Annotated in this window: 3 protein-coding genes; 2 read left to right on the plus strand and 1 reads right to left on the minus strand. The window is 63.5% G+C overall.

The annotated features are described in order from the left end of the window. Both AC2VOP_RS19755 and AC2VOP_RS19760 read left to right on the plus strand, forming a co-directional pair. Positions 1-350, plus strand: a 350-nt coding sequence (locus AC2VOP_RS19755; RefSeq protein ID WP_486962541.1) for an ATP-binding protein, incomplete at its 5' end; no start/stop codon positions are given. 117 nt (positions 351-467) lie between these two features. Next, positions 468-713 (plus strand): hypothetical protein, encoded by a 246-nt coding sequence (locus AC2VOP_RS19760; protein WP_486962542.1) that lies wholly within the window; start codon positions 468-470, stop codon positions 711-713. A 27-nt stretch (positions 714-740) separates the two neighbouring features. Here the strand turns inward: AC2VOP_RS19760 and AC2VOP_RS19765 are convergent. Beyond that, a partial coding sequence (locus AC2VOP_RS19765) for a cytochrome P450 (protein ID WP_486962543.1) occupies positions 741-1,142 on the minus strand: 402 nt, incomplete at its 5' end.

Below are 1,142 nucleotides of genomic sequence, written 5' to 3' on the forward strand. Positions count from 1 at the left end.
GGCTCAAAGCATCCCGCCTCGACAACAGCACCGAAGCCGAGATGCGCCGCCTGGCCCAAATCCGGCTGCTGATCATCGACGACTTCGCCCTGCAGCCCATGGACGCCACCGCGACCGCCGACTTCTACGAACTTGTCGTGGCCCGCCACCAACAGACCTCGACCGTGCTGACCTCCAACCGCAGCCCCGACGAATGGTTGGCCGTCATGACCGACCCGCTACTTGCCCAATCGGCCGTGGACAGGATCACCTCGACAGCACACGAACTAATCATCGAAGGCCAGTCCTACCGACGCCGCCAGAAACCCTCAGTTGACACCAACCCAACCACCGCCGATCATCCCCAATGAGCCAAACAGGTGGTCCATAGTTGGTGGCCAACCGGTGGTCCCATCCTCGTGGCAAATGACACGGGTTCCGGCGGCTTTAACGTAGGCTTCAACAACTCTGGTGAAGGTGGCAGTAACGTGGGTTTCAACAACTCGGGTTACGGCGGCTTTAACGTAGGCTTCAACAACTCTGGTGTTGGTGGCAGTAACGTGGGTTTCAGCAACTCGGGTTCCGGTGGCGGTGACACGGGATTATTCAACTCGGGTGCTTTGAACTCTGGGGTGGGTAATCACGGGATATCCGACTCGGGTGCCTGGAACTCAGGTGCCAACGATTCGGGTGCCTTCAACCACAGCGACAACCAGTCCGGGTTCTTCGGATAACCCTTCCGGCCGGCCAGCCGGCGTGCCTCAGGAGTTCACCCGGATCGGCACCGACAGTGGGCGGCGCACGTAACTGCCGCCGGACCACACGACCGCCGAGTGGTCAACCTCGAAATCCGGGCAGCGGGAAAGCAGTTCGGTCAACGCGACGCGCGACTGCATCCGGGCGGCGGCGGCCCCCAGGCAGTGGTGGGCGCCGTGGCTGAACGTCATGATGTTGCGCGGGCCTCGGGTGACGTCGAGTTCGCTTGCGTCCGGACCGTATTGGCGTTCGTCGCGGTTGGCCGACCCGTATAGCAGCAGCACCTTGCGGCCGGCCGGGATGATCGTGTCGTGCAGCGTCACGTCGCGCGTGGTGGTACGCGCCAGGCCCTGCACCGGCGAGGTCAGCCGCAGCAGCTCGTCGACCGCGTCGGGGATCAGCCCCGG

The organism is Mycobacterium sp. TH-M106 (assembly GCF_057473765.1).